This is a genomic window from Legionella resiliens (assembly GCF_021344005.1).
GTDB lineage: Bacteria > Pseudomonadota > Gammaproteobacteria > Legionellales > Legionellaceae > Legionella > Legionella resiliens.
Map to the genome: position 1 here is coordinate 305,711 of NZ_JAJTND010000005.1, position 16,680 is coordinate 322,390.

The window sequence follows — 16,680 nt, forward strand, 5'->3', positions numbered from 1 at the left end:
TTGGAAGGATCATTCATTAGGGTTTAACGTGAGATCCCACAAAATGAGCAAGATTCGCGGTAAACTGCTGGGTTGCTTTATTAGCCGCGATCACCCCACCATAAGGTGTATCACTGGGGCATGGGATCCGTAAAGTAATAATTTTTGAAGCTAAGACGTTATTATCACTAACATGAGTTAAAACAACTTTGGCTGAAAACTCAAGAACGCTCGGTTTTTTAAGAAAGTTTTGTTGTAAAGAAAGTAATTGAGTATCTAATCGATAAGTCGCACCTAAAGTATAAGCATTGGAGGTAACTGCTTCAAAAAGATTTGTCCGTTGTAAGCTTTGCAGAATTAAAGGATAAAGCATATCTGCAGGCGGATTTACCCATGCATTTTTTACAAAAGGCTCCAATCCATATGGTTTTTTAATATAAAGCATCTGTTCTGTTTGATACCCCGCAGCAGCATCAGGCAGAGTCACCAACAAAGTCATAGCTATGGGTTTTTTAGTCAACTGTTTGGTACTGTACGCACTTAATTGATATTGATTTTTTACAGAGACTTTAACTGGTGAGCAGGCACTTAGTACTGCTGCGCTTAAACCCATAAGAAGTACAATCAACTTTTTCATCTTTATTCTCCAGGCCCAGGCTTTGGTGGCTTAGTTCCACGAATAACCACAGCAGGGTTTTGACGCATTTCCCTACTCACCTTTTCCAAATTTGCAGAAATTGTATTCAATCGCCGCAGCAAGATTACGACAGGTGGCAGCGCTTCCTCGGAAATTTTATCTATGGCATTTTTTCCTGTACCCATAGTTTTTGATACACTGCTCCCAGCTTGACTCAAACTTTCCGCCATAGTATTAAATTTAGATATTCCCACCCTTAATTCGTCAAGCATATGCGGAAAATCACGGCTTGTTTTGGCAAGGTTTTTAGAAAAATGGTCAATATTAGTTAAGATATGGCGTACATGTTTTGCATTTTCTTCATTAAATATACGTTTTGCTTCATCACTTACAGAACCTACATCTTCAGAAACCTTTTTTAAAATGCTATCCAATTGAGTAAATACAGAAGGTTTTGAAGGAATAACAGGAAATGGTTCACCAGGCATTTGGGGAATTGGCGTCAGATCAGAAGTACTTGCGCTCAAACCAATATAAGTGACGCCGGTAATTCCTTGTGAATTTAAAGTGGCATAAGTACTGGTCGTAACGGGCGTTCCATCTTCGATATTTAACAAAATTTCAACTTGCCTCGGATCGCTTTGATTCAATTGTATTTCTTTTACATATCCAACTTGCACTCCATTGAATTTTACCGGAGCATCTTTGGTCAGGCCAGAAGCTGCTTCATGCATATAAACGGTGTAGGTAGTATATTTTTTTTGATTAAAACCAACGGATAACCATAACATTGCAGCCAGCAGCCCTACCAGTAATATAAGTACGACTACACCTACTATGGTGTAATTGGTTTTCGCTTCCAAGTATTCTGTCTCCAGTTATTGCCCAGGTTACATTTTACTAAAATAACCCGCAATTATTTTATTCTTATTCTTCATTAAATCATCAATCGGCTCAACACTTAAGATTTTTCCATCGCCAATAAAGGCTACTCTATCTGTAGTGCGTTTTAAAGATTCTATATCATGACTCACCATAACTATAGTGAGCTTTAAAGAATCTCTTAAAAAAACAATCAGCTCATCAAAAAGCCGTGCACTCAGTGGATCTAAACCTGTAGTTGGCTCATCCAAAAACAACAATTCTGGATCCATTGCAATTGCACGCGCTGCAGCGGCTCTTCTTTGCATTCCACCACTCAATTCCGAAGGTAATTTACCCGCAGCTTCTTTGGGCAAGCCTACTAAAGTGACTTTTAGCAAAGCCAGCTCATACATAAATTCATAATCCAGATTAGTAAATTCTCGCATAGGAAACATGACATTTTCCAACACATTCATTGATGAAAATAATGCACTATGCTGAAAAAGCATTCCCCATCGCCGACGAAGCAAAAACGATTGTTCCGCATCAAGATTACTAATGTCTTTTCCAAATATCTTAATATAACCTGCCGTAGGCTTCAGTAACATCAGTAAGCTGCGTAATATCGTCGTTTTTCCACTCCCAGAACCACCAATAATAGCTAGGATTTCTCCTTTTTCTACAGTCAAATTCACATCGGAGTGTACCCATTGACCTCCGAGACGATTCTTTAGCCCTTTAATTTCGATAATGGGTTCGCTCATCTATAAATGCATCCGGCTATAAATAACTGAATAAATTGCATCAGCAATAATAATTAGAAATAGTGCTTGCACTACACTTCTGGTCGTTTGGCTTCCAATATTTTTTTCCGTACCGGCTTCAACCCTAAACCCCTGATAACAACCAACCAAACTGATTAACAATGCAAATGCTGGTGCTTTATAAAGACCTAAATTCAACTGTGAAATTCCAACAGAGTCTCTTAATCGTTGTAAAAAATCAACAAAACTAATGCCCAGCATGTTATTGGACATGATCATTGCACCTAAGATACTAAAAAGATCAGACCAAAAAATCAATAAAGGGAATGCGATCAATAACCCCAGAACTTTAGGAAGCACTAATAATTCAGTGGGAGAAAGCCCCATCGTTAATAGCGCATCGACCTCTTCATTGAGTTTCATACTGCCAATTTGCGCTGTAAATGCGGAACTCGTTCGTCCAGCAACAATAATTGCTGTCATTAACGGTGCAAATTCACGAAAAATAGCCATTCCAGATAAATAGGCAATAAAGCTATTGGCTCCATATGTTTGCAATTGCAATCCCATTTGATAAGCCAAAACCACACCAATTAGAAAAGAAAGCAAAGCCAGAATAGGCAAAGCAGTCACGCCTGTAGCGTGAATATTTGAAATAATACTGGGTAATTGAAAGCGGCGCCAATTGCCAAATGCTTTAAATATTTTAGTAGACAAATCACCCACTAAAGCGAGAAGACCATCTACCTGACGAAATTTGCTCTCAGATTCTTTCCCCAATTGGTAAAACACATTTTCTTTAGGTGGGGAAGGAATTTGATAACCTAATATGTCTTTTTTTGATTTTATTAAATCGACCAGTTGCTGTTGTGTTTCGGTAAAATCGGTGAGTTCAACCTGATTTTTTCGTTCTTCAAGCGTGTCAATACATTTAATGAGGGCCAAAGCTCCTGCACTGTCAAAATGACTGATATCCTTGCCGCTAATAGTCACTTTTTGAGTTTTAGGCAGCTCATCTACATTGAATCGAGCTAATAAATTCTCAATTTTTAAAACAGACCAGGCACCCGTACAGTGAAATCTGGCACGTTTCTTATCGTAAGTGATTTGCGCGCTATTTGGTACCATAGTGTTGTGTATTGAAAAATAATCTCAAGAATAATATGACTATTCTAGAAGAACAAAAAACAATAAAACATGGTAACACAATAACAAGATATTCGGGTAGGGTAAAAATATAGTCTGAGTGCAGAACAAACCCAGACTACTTATTTCTTGTAAATGATTAAAGGGTTGCTTTTACGGAACTAATTGCGTTACTTAGATCGTTAATTTTGTGTCCCCCATCGGTTGTTGCAGGTTTAAATATCGATAATTCATGCACACGCATTGAAGAACCCATACGAGTAAGCCCTGAATTTATAAGTTCAACCAAATCGTCTAAGAATTTTTCCCACCAACCACGGTATGCCCGTAATGTTTTCACATCATCATTCTTCTCATCACCTAGAATTTTTTGGCTATTTAATTTAAACGCGTCTAAATCCCCATCTCGAATGTACTGATCAACCAATCGGGATATCTGAGAATGAATGTTTCCCGCAGCTTTTGCAGCTTTTCGATATTTAACTTCTCCTTCTTGGTCCTTCTTCCTATGAAACTCTTTAGCCTTCCCGTCATATTTTGTCTGTTTTGTATGAAGCGTCTTTAATTTGTCTTTAACCTCAGAGACTTGTCTGGTTCTATGTCTTATTGATCTCGAATCCCCATGCTCCTGATGCTGGTTTTCCCGAAGCTGGTTTTCATTCCAAGTGACATGCCTGGATTTTGGTTTATCTTTATCATCAACAGGAATTCCAAAGGACACACTTTGCTTTGTTACAGAGTGAGTCCTCTTCCCTCCCACCTCATTTTTAGGAGATTCCTCAGCAGTTTTAATTTGAGTAAGGGAAGTACTTTTCTCTTTTTTTGCAACAACTTTGGCTTGAGCGCCTAACTCCTGCTCTTCAATATGAGACAACTCATCTAAAACGCGTGCTTCAGATAATGAGGCCGTTGGGTCTCTTTTTACTGTTTCTTCAACTCTTGGTAATGATTGAATTGGTGTTTTTGGATAAAATTTATTATTTAATTCTTCGGTTAATTGCTGGATCTGTAGATCTAATCCACGAATAACTCCGTTATGATGTGGAGTTAAATTAGCAGGCTTAGGATTTTTTCTCTTTTTCTCTTCATATCTACTTGAAAAAGTTTCAAATTGGGCAGCAGATTTACATTTCTGCAATTGCTCAATGTATGTTGTTCTCATACTTGAGGCGGATTCAAAAGCTTTTTTTTCCTTAGCATCTTTTCCCATGACATCTCCTAACACATGAAGTCCAAATTAAAGTGCTCTTAATTTACACTTCATGTTAAAAAAACTCCAGGGAATTTAAATTAAAAAACAATCGCCTGATCCAAAAAAACATCATTAGATTATTAGTGAATCATAAAAACCAAAAACAGCGCATACTTATATGACAAAGGATATGCCTTTCCACATTAAACAATTTATACATTGATGAAGCAGATAAAAAATACTGATTATGATGATAAATTTAATATCATTTACCGGATTGAATATTCCTTTACAGAAGACCTCCGCACTTTAATAATGCGGAGACAGCTTAGACAAATAGACTTATTCGGAACCTCGCTACAGAGAGACCCGCGAGAAGACGTGGCGCGCAGAACCGGGATGTGCATCTCAGTACATGAGGATTCGGGCACCGCATCGACAAAGCAATTCTACCCTGTTGTAGAGTTTTTGAAGGAGTCTAATAAAACAAAATCATATTATACCTATGATTTTCAGGTAGTTTGCTTCTCTATTTTATGATAAAATTGCTTTCATTTTTTTCAAGAAACTAAAATCAGGTATGCAAGAAAATTACAGCCAATTTGAACAACGCAAACATGGCATTACAAAACTTGCGTCAATGCCGGCTACTCAAAGGAGAAAGCATGCCTTTATCTTCTAATACAGATGAGCTATTCCGCGGGTTTTCCAAACTCTCTCGAGAAGAACGTTTTAAGCGTTTGTTAGCTCTTGGAGCAATAACCCCTGAAGATATTTCTTTTCTTAAAAGCGGTGGCATAAAGGATCTAAATTTAGCAGATAAACTCATTGAAAATGTAATCGGCTATTTTCAGCTTCCTTTAGGCGTAGCAACGAATTTCAATATCAATGGTCAAGACTATGTTATCCCAATGGCTGTTGAAGAAACATCCATCATCGCGGCCTTATCTAAATCTGCTAAATGGATCAGACAATGTGGCGAAATAAAAACCTGGGTTCAAGGCGAATGCATTTTGGGCCAAATTCAATTAGCAAAAGTTAAAGATTTTTCTAAATTTTCTCAGATTTTTTATGAAAATCGAACCTATCTGATTAATAAGGCTAATAAAGATGTTGCAGATAACATGGTAAAACGCGGTGGTGGCGTCATGGATTTGCAATTACGTCAGCTCAAAAGAGAGGATAATCAGGACATGGCCGTAATTCATTTAACTATGAATAGCTGTGACGCCATGGGAGCCAATATTATTAATCAGGTTCTTGAATACTTAAAAACACCTATAGAACAGTTAACTGGTGAAGAAGTCACCATGTGTATTTTGTCAAATCTAAATGATCAAAAGTTAACAACCGCTCAAGTGACGATCCATACTATTGATTCTGAACTAGGCCAAAAACTACAAGAAGCATCGCTCTTTGCAGAAATGGATCCTTATCGAGCTGCCACCCATAACAAAGGGGTAATGAATGGCATTGATCCTGTTTTAATCGCAACTGGAAATGACTGGCGTGCAGTTGAAGCAGGGGTACATGCCTATGCCGCTCGCCAAGGACAGTATCAAGCCATTACACGTTGGCGCTATCACGATGGAATACTCACAGGACAACTTACCGCACCGATTATTGTAGGAACTATAGGCGGTGTTACTTCATTGCACCCTACTGCAAAAATGTGTTTACGCATGATGAATATTTCTTCAGCCAATCAATTAGCTCAAGTCATTGCTGCAGTAGGCCTGGTACAAAATTTGGGTGCAATTAAGGCATTATGTACTGAAGGTATTATTCAGGGCCATATGAAATTACACATTGATAATCTGCTTTTGGCAGCAGGTGCCAATGAAAATGAAATGCCGGTACTTAAAGAGCATTTACAAAAATGGTTGGATTTACATAAAAGAATTAGTCTTAACAATGCTCATGATTTATTAGCTAAAATCAGACAAACACCGATTGCTGTATGAAATGGTCAATTCCCGCAAAAACCTTTTTACTGGGTGAATACGCTGCTTTAGCTGAAGCATCTGCACTGCTTCTAATGACTGCTCCCTGTTTTGAGCTTACATTAACAACTCAAGAAAAGTTGGCTGGAATTCACCCTGAATCCCCAGCTGGACTTTGGTGGTTACAACAAAACTCTGGGCAAGGTCTTTTATGGCATGATCCTTATGCAGGCCGTGGAGGATTAGGCGCCTCCAGTGCACAATTTTTAGCAAGCTATTTAGCGGGTTGCTTCGTAAATAACACACTGCCTGATTTAAATAAAATGCTAAGTGCTTATTATAAATCATCATGGTTCGGAAAAGGCTTGAGGCCTAGTGGATATGATGTCATAGCACAGTCACAACAAGGATGTGTGTACATAAATAAGCAACAAAAAACGATAAAGTCTTATAATTGGCCCTTTAAAGATTTGTCGTTTTTTCTCATCCATACCGGGATGAAACTTGCTACTCACCATCATTTACAAGACTCTGCCCTTCCAGATCAAATCGATTATTTATCTTTTTTAGTAGATGAAGCAAAACAAGCATTTGAAAAGATTGATTCCAAAAAATTGATTACCGCCATTAATAGCTATCATCAAAAATTAGCAGAGTTAAATTTGGTAGCAGAACACAGTTTAAAATTTATCAGTGAGTTTAAACAATATCCGGAGATATTGGCAATCAAGGGTTGTGGGGCTTTAGGTGCAGATGTTTTACTGCTTATTACTTCAGCAGACAAGGGTGCAATTCTTGCTGATAAACTAAAAATACAAAGCTGGACTATTCTGGCTACAGAAAAAGATCTTTATTTTCAAACCCAATTAACTCAAGAATTTTATTTTTTATAAAGCGTCAATTTGTATAAAAAAAGCATTTGTGCCCTTAAAAATGACAAAAATAATAGAAACATCATAAAAAGACTTGAAATTCTGTGCTAATCCGGTATTATTCCAGCCTCTTTAGGGCCGTTAGCTCAGGTGGTAGAGCAGGAGGCTTTTAACCTCTGTGTCATAGGTTCGAATCCTATACGGCCCACCAGTTTTAGAGTACAGTTTTAAAAAATATTTTGTCCTGCGGGCCGTTAGCTCAGGTGGTAGAGCAGGAGGCTTTTAACCTCTGTGTCATAGGTTCGAATCCTATACGGCCCACCAATCTGGTAACTAATCAAATATTAACCAGAAAGCAAGCGGCAAAATATTAAATCTATACCCCATTGCGCTCGTAGCTCAGCTGGATAGAGTACTTGGCTTCGAACCAAGGTGTCGGGGGTTCGAGTCCCTCCGAGCGCGCCATTTAAAATCGGTCTATTCCGAAGACATCGGTTACAAATTATAGGCTCTTCCCCATTTCCGGGGGCATGAATCTTTTTTTAAATTAGACTATTGCTCTAATTCCACACTGATTGTATGGACCTCACCTTTTTTACTTAAGCTCTTTACTCACTTCGGCTTGGATAATTAAATTCGAGCGTCCAATAGATTACTTAATTCTGCTTGAGAATAATGAGTGCTGATCCTGCCAGAACGATGTCCTAACAAATCCTGCCTATCCTCATAACTAACACCAGCGGCTCGAAGTCTTCGTCTAAAAGCATGTTTCAAATCATGGATAAGCTACTCCGTTAAGGATTACAAAATCCTTAATTGATAAGGCATTTTCTTCGTCGTATCTCATCACTGAACTCTTAGAGCAAGAGCTAATGAAGTATGGGGCCAAAAACTTTCCAGCCTATTATGGCTAATAAAATGAATAACAATATATTGCCGCCGACGATACCATAGTTGCCACGAGAAAACTCAGTTCGATGCCAATATAATCCGAAAAGTAACCAAACGAACATCAGAACCCAAAACAAAACTCCAATAGGCATTTTATACTCCTTGTTTGTTAACCAGAAGCCGCATTTTCAATTTAATCATTAAACTACAAACACCTTAGTAAATTATAGCTGATAATTGCTCCCATTTAGATCGGTTGGTTTTATATGCCGTAATTTTATGAAAATGAAAGGTGATACTACTATAAATATTTCGCTGCAATTAAAAGCACTTTTCTATGAAAAGATTATTTTGTCCTATTAGCTTGATTTCCTCCCTCATTATCCATGGCTTGTTTTGCTTCGCTCTCTCCTTTTTCCTGTGTTTGTTCAGGTTCTTCTGAGTGATAAGAATGAGGCATATCACAAACAGGGCAAGATAAGTGTTTTGATGGGCAAACATAACAACACAGCTTATTAAACAGACATAAAACAACTCCTGCAGCAAATAATGCGACTATTCCAAGACTACTGTGGGTAGAGATAGTTAAACCGGTTGCGATAACCAATAGGATAACACCTAGCACTTCAAAGCGAAGCGTCCAGAGACAGGTGATCTTCGAACATTCCATTTTCTTCATTATATTTCTCCTAGTATTAACGATGGATTGATGTTATTAACTTAAACGAGCTTTCATTAATTCTAGACTACTATTTGATTCTTCGTAACTTTGCGTTGAAGGTTAGCCCCCATTAGGTGAAGCCCATAGTATTTTCCTTTCCATGTCTGGATAAATGATGGAGTAGTGACTCTATTTTTTCTTTGTCTTTAGAATTAAAGAGAATTTGGATTTATTTTTGGGAGCAGTCCCTCAAGCCCTTGCTTAAAAATTTAAATAAGTTGTAGACTATTAAGTATGAAACCTCTTGCACGTGGATACATACATCTAGCAGCATTTTTTATCGCTCTTTGTGCATGCACTATACTAGTCCTTTATAGCAAAGGGGATTATGCCATTGTTGCCAGTATTATATATAGTGTAAGTCTTATTGGACAATATGGTGTGAGCGCGCTTTATCATACCCGCATGTGGACTCGGCAAAAATATTTATTACTGAGACGCATTGATCATGCCGCTATTTTTATTTTAATCGCAGGATCAGCAACTCCCATTTGCCTACTTAAGTTAAAGAACGCATCTGGATTGCAGCTTTTATCCGTCTTTTGGCTAGTTGCACTAATTGGACTTTTAACGACTACCATATGGACTCACGTACCCAAATGGGTTAGAGCGCTTCTTTATGTTACAACGGGTTGGATTGGCATTCTCTATTTTCCTGAAATTAAGTCTTCGCTAGACACAACAAATATCCAGTTCTTAGTCATAGGAGGAGTTACCTATACACTAGGGGCCTTGATCTATGCTTTTAAGTGGCCGGATCCCTTTCCTAAAGTCTTTGGATATCATGAAGTCTTTCATGTTTTAGTTGTCTTAGGGAGTGGGTTTCATTTTTGTCTTAACTATAATATAGCAACTTAATTCTGTATCTGAGTTTCGCATCGATTGGTGAGTTGCCTCAAAATAAAGGTTACCAAAAATAGGAAATTTTTGATTCGTTGCCATAGTTATGGCTTCTTGACTCAAACTATACACGACCTAACAAATATAGGATTAAAAAAATTATTAAAATAGTCCCTATAATTCCTGATGGACCATACCCCGCTCTCTACTATGGCCCCATGTTGGCAACACACCAATTAAAATGAGTATCAAAACAACAAAATTTGTGAAACCAATGAGATCAACAAACCCTACGCATCTTTTGCTATTTACTGTTTAAAAGGATTTTTCCCCTTACCTTCCTGCTCGGTTAAGGGATGCTCGGACTGACTTGTATGATGCTCAGATATACTATTCTGAATGTCAGGTAGATTACTCGTTGAGTCATCCAGTATACTCATCTCATTTAATAATAAACCCTTTCCTGGTTCTGGCATTCCCATCTTACGCTCTAATTTCGTCATCCTGGTTTTTAGCCTATCTTCCTTTTTATCAGAAATAGCCTTACTGAGCACTGGCGCATCTTTTTGTCTCTCGCTCGAAATGATAGGTTTATTTATTGAGATAACCTTCTTCCTCTCTGACAGGACCGTTTTGCGCGCGGGTATATCTTTCTTGCTTTCTGGCAAAGCGCTTTTGCGAGCAGATACATCCTGTTTACGCGTAGACTCCGTTGTTTTTTGTTCTGGCTTAACTTTATTTTGTATGGGTATCCTATTGGATGCGGTTTTATCTTTTGATTTCATCAAGGTATTCTTAGTCACAGCAATTTTATTTTTATTTGCAGTTTTCTTACGCTCTGAAGGTTTCACCGTTTTCGTTATTATTTCAGAGACAGTCTTCCGATTTTTAGACGGCTCAGCACCTGAGTTTTTAATTGATTGAACGGCATTTTCTTTAAATTGTTTTGAGTGCGATAAAAGAGCATATTCAAAAAGTTGAAATGATTTTGTTACATAATCTAGAATCATATGACTATTTTCCATCATAAGCTTAACCTGTTTATCCAGTAATTCTCCAGGCTGTTTCACAGAGGACATTTCTTCAAGCGTTAAATACTTTAAGCCTTGTAATGTTTTAACATTAAGCGCCAGCATTTCTTGAAATGGTTTTTGCATTTCACCTGCCATCCTAGTCCAATTCTGTAAATAGTCCTGATTCATGATCATCTCCATATGATTACAACATATAATTTTAGACTAGCAGATAAATTAAACCATCGCGAATTATTGTTACTGTAAAACTGATTGTGAAATAATTTACACTAACAATCGAAAACAGCGATGGTCAAAAAGGATATGTGATCATCAATTTTAAAGGAAATTACACTTAGCAAGAGTTCAATCAGCGGAGGTCCATTGGATTCAGATGAAGCTTTTACCAAAAGTGTATTTGTTGTATCACCAAACGCTTAGTCGAACAGTGATGGAGTCACTGTACAGGATCATAAATCATTCTTTTTTGACCGATAAAAACCTAATGCCTAATAGAAAATCCGATTAGGCTTTAAAATACAGCCTCGGGTACCACTGACAAATGACGTCGGCCTTTTTATTCGACTACTCTTGCTAATTTTGACTGTGGGGATTTTGTGGGGATCAGTACAGTGCTGTTATGCACTGTACTGCAATTGTAGTGGGTGGTGACATTTAATTATATAATAAATTCAATGATTTAATTTTCAATTACCGGGCTTCGAACCAAGGTGTCGGGGGTTCGAGTCCCTCCAAGCGCGCCAATTTAATGGGCTCTTTCGGCTCTTTCCCATTTAAGGGGGCAGCTATAATCACCCGCAGAGCACCTTAACACGCACCCTGTAATTTTCAAAATTTCTAAAACCATAAGCTCTTCGCTGAATGAGTTTCATTTTGCGATGGAACCCTTCTGTTATTCCATTAGATTTACTAAACCGCCACATTCTGGCGACCTCATCTTTCCAGGCATCTAGTGTTTTTCCTAGCGAGGCTAATGCTTTAAATGCGCTCTGCTTCAATTCAACAAGCATATCCAAGAATGTAGGAATTACTTTACGACATGCATGTTGAGTTAATCCTCTTTTTTTAGAGCGGTGTGAATACAACATTTTGAAAGGGTTGCCACGGCCCCACATTTAAGGGTGGGGATTCAACATACTTTCTCTGGTAGTAATGCATAATGATCTGAGCCTGTTGTTCTCGATTGAATAATTCAAACACCTCAGCAGGAGTCAATCCAGGATTATTAGTGATCGCTTGCGTCAGGTCGGGGCCTGCGCCGTCACCATTGATATAACCAGTAGCGCCTGAACCCGTCGTGTATCCGTAATTGTATCCAGCTCCCAATGTTTGAGCATGAATAGCCTGTATCATATATATCGGACCAGCTTCCTGGTATTGCCAGACATGGGTTAGCTCATGGATCATCGTCCGATCAGTCATTGGGCCGTCATCCAGATCATGATTGACAAGCTTGAACGTGACAAATGGCCTGGAGCTTGGGTTGTTGGTGAAAAAATCCTGGACGCCGAAAATGATCGCATTTGCCGTCCCCACTTCAGAAAAGTAAATCGTGTCATATTCCAGCGAGGAACCAAAAATCAACTGAGCGGTAGCGATCTCGGCAGCAGTCATTTTCCGGGCGACGAAACTAATCATATAGTTACATACTTCATCCAATGCCTCCTGATGAACGTCCTTTACTGCTTGTAAAAATTCGCTTATCGGCTTTTCTAATTCTATCCATTTCCTTACTAAATCTTCCAATAACTGACGGGAGTGAGCAATAATGACTGATCTTAAAATGTCATCCAGGGTTTTTCCAGACTGACTGGCGGCTTCCAGAAAATCATTGAGAAGGTTATTATTCAGGGCATTCTCCAGCATTTCAAAGAGAATCCGGCTTTCTTCAGATGGCTCATCAGCCATACCGATCGTATCCAAAAGTTTTTGCAGCAATTCCATCAATTCTGCAAATGGATTAGTGGCAACCATAATGTTCGATTATTCCGGTAAATATGCGTATTGATATATTAATACATTGTCCTTGTCTGTCAGGTACATTGTATCTCCTTCATTATTCCACACTGCTTTTTTCCTGCCCATGAAGAGCAGCTTATTCTTACGGGTCTTGTTAATTTTATTAAGGTTAATGTTGCCTCCGGTATAGATTCTCAAATGATCATCCGGGCGCAGAGTAAATTGAGGTAGAACATATTTGTGGCCGGCTTTATCCTGTAGCAGCCATCCTTGCACCTCCAGATCTGAACTGCCCCTATAAATAAACGCCACATGCTCTGCCTCTACATCAGGTCCCGCAGGATCACTTTCAATCGACACGTCAAAATTAGCCCTCTTATAATGGGCTTCTGCATTAACAACAAATGGAATGGTTTCTCGTATGGTGCCCTCACTACCGTCTGCTTTGATCCAGCTCACTTCCAGGATATTCAATCCGTCTTCAGTTTCATCCAGTATTTTCTCCAATACCATGTCATTGCCCAATTGGGACCAATTCGAAGCGCTTAGTGTGATTGGAACGGAGTTGAGCGTGACTTGTATTCTCCTCGAGGACGGATCGGATACCATATCGTGGTTTCCATTTTTTAATCTCATACGCAGTGTGATCTCCTTGGGGTAAATAAACGGAAATCCTCTTACTGGATCACTCACTTCAAGTTCCACCAAGGGGTTAAAGTTATTTCTGTCGTATTTAGCTTTGGTTTTGTTCTTTTCTGCTTCTAGAAAAGCCAGTTCTTGTTCATGATTCAGTTGCTGTCTTTCCAGCTCTTTTTTATCCCTGCGTGCGATCAGGTATTCCTCAATTTTGATCAACATCGATTCAGGAATCAATGCGTTTAGCAGCTCAGTAGCCGTTTCGTCAATGGGTTTTAAAACAAAGCCAATGAGACCATCAATAATGGCATCTTCAACGGTTTGTTTCAAAGCGATCATTTCCTCCGCGATATCTGTACTCTCATCCACGTTCTCTGCCATTGTATTGACAGAAGTTTTTAAGGTGGTGCTTCCGGCCGTAATGGCAGTGTCCAGAATTGCAGACTCCACCGGCCAAACCGTATTCTCGAACGTTAGGATGGCTCCATCCCTTGTTGCTCCAGCTGGAATGGATTGTTTGATCGATTCGACATGGTGATAATGAATATTGGCTTTGATCAATTCCGCCCAGGTGTCCAGGTGTTCCTCGAATGCGGTTTTAAAATCGTCAATCAGAGTGTCAATTCCGATCAATATGTCTATGATATAATCATCTATGTAATCACTCAATTGATTGTATGCATCCAAGGCCTTTTTTGCCGCGAAAGATAATTGTTTTATATAGGACAGGAGGTCGGATTTGAGTTTAGTCAGAGCAGGCAGACTCAGTGTTAGGAAAAAATCTCCAAGTGCCGGTATCACCTTTTCGATGAAAACGCTGAATGCTTCCACATTGATTTTGAGCAAAAGATTGCCTAATTCTCTGACCAGCTCAATGTTTGGAATAAAGCCGCAATCCAGCAGCTTTTCGATATAAGAATCAGGGGATTCTGAATAATCGATACTTCCCGCCGTGGATAACAAAATATCTCTTTTTAATACCCGCATAGTGTTTCTACGCTCTGAGGTAAAAATGGTCGGGCCGCTTATTTCCTTAAACGCGTAGGTCAGGTCCAGCAACAATTGGCGTAATGCTTCCACATGATCATTGAGATTAGATAAGTTCGGAAAGGTTTGTGAGAATAAATTCTTGCAATGGATAAAGAAGGGATCCTGCGGATTGTTCAAACGGGTTCCCATATAATCAAAACCCTGATAGGTATAATCCAGGATAAAGTCGTTTATAATCTGATCAAAAAACGCAATATTTCTGGCAAGCACAGTATAAACCACTACGCCACAGCCTGATGATATGCCATTCACAAATTGTGGCAGGTTAGTTATACCATTCAGGTCCTCGATGAGGAAATTGTCCAGTTTTTTAAAAACAAATTCAGAAAACAGGTAAATTGAAGGACGGATGACTTCCTCGGTATATTGATATAAATACTCATTGCCAATATCATTGGTAATTTGAGGAAGCAGTTCACCCATGATCAACTGTTCGACGAATTGGGTTTTGACCAAGCCCTTAATTGCCTGATAAGAATGATAAGTAGAAAGATTACCTTCTCCTTTTAAGCCGCGTAATGCATCTTCGAAAATTTCCCCAAAAGTAAGGTCGAAATTGGATTCGAAATACTGTTTGAAATCCTCCAGTTCAGGAAAGATTTGATTTGCTACATTAGCTATTCCCACTTCCACCAAATAATCTACTGCGAGACTGATATCCACTTCGATAACGCTTTCATTGAGCGTCAAACTGATTTCTTCTTTTATGAATTCGGGGGCTGATGGAAGATTTGAGTACTGTATGGATGTTCTCGCTTCACCGACTATCGTAGAGCCAATTCCGATTTCAGTTGAGTAAAGGCTCAGAAGTTGTTTGATCTCAAACCCGATAACACTACTTGCCCAAAATAGAGTCAGCGGTCTTTTGAAGCCATCCAATGCGCCACTGTCCAAAATATCTATGATATTGAACGCTTCAGTGATGAACTCGTTTAAGTCTGTCAGTCGCAGGTCATCTTTGCGCAGAGTATCGACTAGGCGATTTATGGACTCTTCCAGATCCGCTTTCTCAGGATCGCCAAGCTGGATGTTAAAAACTTTGTAATAGATCTTAGAAAATTCATTGGTAAGACTGCTGACTGCCGATTCAATTATCTTATCAACCGCATAACGCTGGAGGTTAGCGATAAAATTGGTAAACACAACTCCGGCAACGTCTTCTTTACTGATAAACTCTCCGCGTTCCACACTTTTGTGACCGAGATCGTAGGATATCAATACCAGTAAGGGAAAGCTGAAATCGAAACATTCTGCAAGCAGGTATTTATTAGAGATATCGGATTTGAGAATATACTTTTTAATTTCTGAACTGACCCGAATGGATGACCGATTAACCGCTCTGCGCAAATCTTTAAAGCCCGCATCACAATAGAAGTCATATCCAGCTCCTGCCTTAAGCCCGTATTTATACCCGCCAGAGATCTCAAATCCAGCACTGAGTTTTTTAATATCACAAACGATGTTGACATTTCCCTCTGCCATTGCAGAAAAGGCAATTCGCCCCCACACCCCCACTTCTGCTTTGACTTCTTCCAAAAATATGAGAAAAATATCTGCGGTAAAATCATCCAGGTGATTTTGAATCTGCTGTGAGAAAAACTCTGGGGTCAGGTAAATGGCAAGACTTCCAGACGCCATCGCCCTGGCGTAAGCTCCAAGGTAAATTGATAGTCCCAGCTTTTCCAGGAGATTGGGTTCCAACCGGACCAGAGCCCTTGCACCGGCAGCAGCAGAAACATTCCCTTTGGCCTGTGCTCCGATGAAAAGAACATCCATGTTGCCCAGGATTTGACCTATTATCTCTCCATCCAGGCCTAAATTGATGCCGTGACAGAGATGGGCGCTAACTGTCACACCTGCTCTAATGGAGCCTTCAATATTTCCATTGATAATCCCTTCTCTAAAGCCAGCATTTCCAGAAAGGTTAACTATTTCTATAGGTATTTCAGGCATAGTGATTACTCAATCTTTCCATCCCTGGTTTCTTACAGACCACCCCCGCTTAAAGCCGTCAAATACATTCTGATTTTCACCTGATTTCCAAACCTAGTCAATTATGAATTTTTACCGATCAAAGCTATGTCTTTGACATAGCGATTGCATTAAAAAAATAAATTCAATTGATCTACACTGCTTTCACTGCCCAAGGCCA

General features: G+C 39.1%; 13 protein-coding genes, 3 tRNA genes and 3 pseudogenes. 6 read left to right on the forward strand and 13 right to left on the reverse strand.

What is annotated here, in order from left to right:
• Nucleotides 1-16: 16 nt before the first annotated feature.
• The 5 genes from LXO92_RS13935 to LXO92_RS13955 all read right to left on the reverse strand — a co-directional run bounded on the left by LXO92_RS13935 (nt 17) and on the right by LXO92_RS13955 (nt 4,600).
• Nucleotides 17-616 carry an ABC-type transport auxiliary lipoprotein family protein gene (locus LXO92_RS13935; protein ID WP_182350145.1) on the reverse strand — a complete coding sequence of 200 codons (600 nt, stop codon included), beginning with the start codon at nt 614-616 and terminating at the stop codon, nt 17-19.
• A 2-nt stretch (nt 617-618) separates the two neighbouring features.
• On the reverse strand, nt 619-1,479 hold the full coding sequence (locus LXO92_RS13940; protein ID WP_182350146.1) for an MlaD family protein: 861 nt from the start codon (nt 1,477-1,479) through the stop codon (nt 619-621).
• Between the two features lie 27 nt (nt 1,480-1,506).
• Nucleotides 1,507-2,244, reverse strand: a complete 738-nt coding sequence (locus tag LXO92_RS13945; protein ID WP_182350147.1) for an ABC transporter ATP-binding protein — start codon at nt 2,242-2,244, stop codon at nt 1,507-1,509.
• Nucleotides 2,245-3,372, reverse strand: a complete 1,128-nt coding sequence (locus tag LXO92_RS13950; RefSeq protein ID WP_182350148.1) for an MlaE family ABC transporter permease — start codon at nt 3,370-3,372, stop codon at nt 2,245-2,247. It lies immediately after the preceding gene.
• 157 nt (nt 3,373-3,529) lie between these two features.
• The gene (locus LXO92_RS13955) at nt 3,530-4,600 is read right to left on the reverse strand and encodes a hypothetical protein (RefSeq protein ID WP_182350149.1); all 1,071 of its coding nucleotides are present in this window, start codon (nt 4,598-4,600) and stop codon (nt 3,530-3,532) included.
• 647 nt (nt 4,601-5,247) lie between these two features.
• Here LXO92_RS13955 and LXO92_RS13960 point away from each other — a divergent pair.
• The 5 genes from LXO92_RS13960 to LXO92_RS13980 all read left to right on the forward strand — a co-directional run bounded on the left by LXO92_RS13960 (nt 5,248) and on the right by LXO92_RS13980 (nt 7,862).
• Entirely contained in the window at nt 5,248-6,546 is a 1,299-nt protein-coding gene (locus tag LXO92_RS13960; protein ID WP_182350150.1) for a hydroxymethylglutaryl-CoA reductase, degradative, read from the forward strand.
• A complete protein-coding gene (locus LXO92_RS13965) occupies nt 6,543-7,418 on the forward strand; it encodes a hypothetical protein (protein ID WP_182350151.1) in 876 nt (291 codons plus the stop codon). Before LXO92_RS13960 ends, LXO92_RS13965 begins: the two co-directional genes overlap by 4 nt.
• Before the next feature lie 114 nt (nt 7,419-7,532).
• Nucleotides 7,533-7,608: transfer RNA gene (locus LXO92_RS13970), tRNA-Lys, on the forward strand.
• Nucleotides 7,609-7,645: 37 nt separating this feature from the next.
• Nucleotides 7,646-7,721: transfer RNA gene (locus tag LXO92_RS13975), tRNA-Lys, on the forward strand.
• Between the two features lie 64 nt (nt 7,722-7,785).
• Nucleotides 7,786-7,862: transfer RNA gene (locus tag LXO92_RS13980), tRNA-Arg, on the forward strand.
• A 130-nt stretch (nt 7,863-7,992) separates the two neighbouring features.
• Here LXO92_RS13980 and LXO92_RS13985 read toward each other — a convergent pair.
• From LXO92_RS13985 to LXO92_RS13995, 3 genes and pseudogenes are all read right to left on the reverse strand, one after another.
• Nucleotides 7,993-8,180: pseudogene (locus LXO92_RS13985) on the reverse strand (site-specific integrase); the annotation flags it as partial.
• Nucleotides 8,181-8,266: 86 nt separating this feature from the next.
• Complete coding sequence (locus tag LXO92_RS13990) at nt 8,267-8,440, reverse strand: hypothetical protein (RefSeq protein WP_182350152.1); 174 nt, start codon at nt 8,438-8,440, stop codon at nt 8,267-8,269.
• Between the two features lie 194 nt (nt 8,441-8,634).
• Nucleotides 8,635-8,967 carry a hypothetical protein gene (locus LXO92_RS13995; RefSeq protein ID WP_182350153.1) on the reverse strand — a complete coding sequence of 111 codons (333 nt, stop codon included), beginning with the start codon at nt 8,965-8,967 and terminating at the stop codon, nt 8,635-8,637.
• A gap of 276 nt (nt 8,968-9,243) precedes the next feature.
• Between LXO92_RS13995 and trhA the strand changes: the two genes are divergently transcribed.
• Entirely contained in the window at nt 9,244-9,867 is a 624-nt protein-coding gene (trhA, locus tag LXO92_RS14000) for a PAQR family membrane homeostasis protein TrhA (protein ID WP_182350154.1), read from the forward strand.
• A gap of 106 nt (nt 9,868-9,973) precedes the next feature.
• Here trhA and LXO92_RS17230 read toward each other — a convergent pair.
• The 5 genes and pseudogenes from LXO92_RS17230 to LXO92_RS14025 all read right to left on the reverse strand — a co-directional run bounded on the left by LXO92_RS17230 (nt 9,974) and on the right by LXO92_RS14025 (nt 16,481).
• Nucleotides 9,974-10,101 (reverse strand): annotated as a pseudogene (locus LXO92_RS17230) (DUF3309 family protein).
• A gap of 56 nt (nt 10,102-10,157) precedes the next feature.
• Nucleotides 10,158-11,051 carry a hypothetical protein gene (locus tag LXO92_RS14010; RefSeq protein ID WP_232891183.1) on the reverse strand — a complete coding sequence of 298 codons (894 nt, stop codon included), beginning with the start codon at nt 11,049-11,051 and terminating at the stop codon, nt 10,158-10,160.
• Nucleotides 11,052-11,674: 623 nt separating this feature from the next.
• A pseudogene (locus tag LXO92_RS14015) lies at nt 11,675-11,971 on the reverse strand (transposase); the annotation flags it as partial.
• Entirely contained in the window at nt 11,949-12,857 is a 909-nt protein-coding gene (locus tag LXO92_RS14020; RefSeq protein WP_182350155.1) for a hypothetical protein, read from the reverse strand. The gene LXO92_RS14020 and the pseudogene LXO92_RS14015, both read right to left, overlap by 23 nt.
• 9 nt (nt 12,858-12,866) lie before the next feature.
• Nucleotides 12,867-16,481, reverse strand: coding sequence for a lamin tail domain-containing protein (locus LXO92_RS14025; protein ID WP_232891184.1), 3,615 nt, complete (start codon nt 16,479-16,481; stop codon nt 12,867-12,869).
• Nucleotides 16,482-16,680: the final 199 nt, after the last annotated feature.

Coding starts and splice junctions, on each gene's coding strand:
- LXO92_RS13960 (WP_182350150.1), top strand. CDS start 5,248: ATGCCTTTATCTTCTAATACAGATGAGCTATTCCGCGGGTTTTCCAAA.
- LXO92_RS14025 (WP_232891184.1), bottom strand. CDS start 16,481: ATGCCTGAAATACCTATAGAAATAGTTAACCTTTCTGGAAATGCTGGC.
- LXO92_RS14020 (WP_182350155.1), bottom strand. CDS start 12,857: ATGGTTGCCACTAATCCATTTGCAGAATTGATGGAATTGCTGCAAAAA.
- LXO92_RS13935 (WP_182350145.1), bottom strand. CDS start 616: ATGAAAAAGTTGATTGTACTTCTTATGGGTTTAAGCGCAGCAGTACTA.
- LXO92_RS13995 (WP_182350153.1), bottom strand. CDS start 8,967: ATGAAGAAAATGGAATGTTCGAAGATCACCTGTCTCTGGACGCTTCGC.
- LXO92_RS13990 (WP_182350152.1), bottom strand. CDS start 8,440: ATGCCTATTGGAGTTTTGTTTTGGGTTCTGATGTTCGTTTGGTTACTT.
- LXO92_RS13955 (WP_182350149.1), bottom strand. CDS start 4,600: ATGGGAAAAGATGCTAAGGAAAAAAAAGCTTTTGAATCCGCCTCAAGT.
- LXO92_RS13965 (WP_182350151.1), top strand. CDS start 6,543: ATGAAATGGTCAATTCCCGCAAAAACCTTTTTACTGGGTGAATACGCT.
- LXO92_RS13950 (WP_182350148.1), bottom strand. CDS start 3,372: ATGGTACCAAATAGCGCGCAAATCACTTACGATAAGAAACGTGCCAGA.
- LXO92_RS13945 (WP_182350147.1), bottom strand. CDS start 2,244: ATGAGCGAACCCATTATCGAAATTAAAGGGCTAAAGAATCGTCTCGGA.
- LXO92_RS14010 (WP_232891183.1), bottom strand. CDS start 11,051: ATGAATCAGGACTATTTACAGAATTGGACTAGGATGGCAGGTGAAATG.
- trhA (WP_182350154.1), top strand. CDS start 9,244: ATGAAACCTCTTGCACGTGGATACATACATCTAGCAGCATTTTTTATC.